This window comes from Mariniflexile ostreae (genome assembly GCF_042427585.1).
In the GTDB taxonomy this organism is placed as follows: Bacteria; Bacteroidota; Bacteroidia; order Flavobacteriales; family Flavobacteriaceae; genus Pseudalgibacter; species Pseudalgibacter ostreae.
The window spans coordinates 1-555 of record NZ_JBHMFC010000080.1 but is presented as its reverse complement, the minus strand read 5'-3'; the positions used below and the strand labels follow the sequence as shown (position 1 = coordinate 555).

General features: G+C 37.3%; 1 pseudogene. It reads left to right on the top strand.

The features are described 5' to 3' along the window. Positions 1-268: 268 nt before the first annotated feature. Positions 269-555: pseudogene (locus ACFFU9_RS16270) on the top strand (hypothetical protein); the annotation flags it as partial.

Here is a 555-nt window from a genome sequence, read left to right as displayed (position 1 = left end):
TGAATAGTTGTGGAGCTATGTTTTTAAAACCAGGCCATACTTTAGGTAAACAACTAATAAGGAGGTAATAATTAGTTATAAAGTTTGGAATAATAAAAACATAGGGGGTTTATGCTTATATACAAAAGGGAGCAAGTAATATTGGTTTTAAAAATAGAGATGCAAAATGTGCACACTTTTAAATTATAAGCGTGAGAGGGCAGACTCAAGCATATGTATACTAATAATAAAAAACAAGTTGTATTAACTTTAAAACAAGTTTAGCAATATGGCAGATAATAATACAGAAAACCCAGAGGCTTCAGCCAAACCAAACAAGGCAGGGGTATACACCGTATGCCAAGGCGCAAAATGCAAGTGCGACAAAGCAAAAGTGCCTACAACGTTGGCCGATTTTGAGGTCGCCACCCAAAGCACTATTTATGTTAACGACCAAGCGTGTTCAGAAAAGCTGTTAGCAACCACCAAAGACCTGCCCCTGCCCTTTACTAAAAAAAAAGGTACTTTTAGCGACTGTCTTATGCAGCCTTTAGGGTTTGGAATGTACAAAGCTTG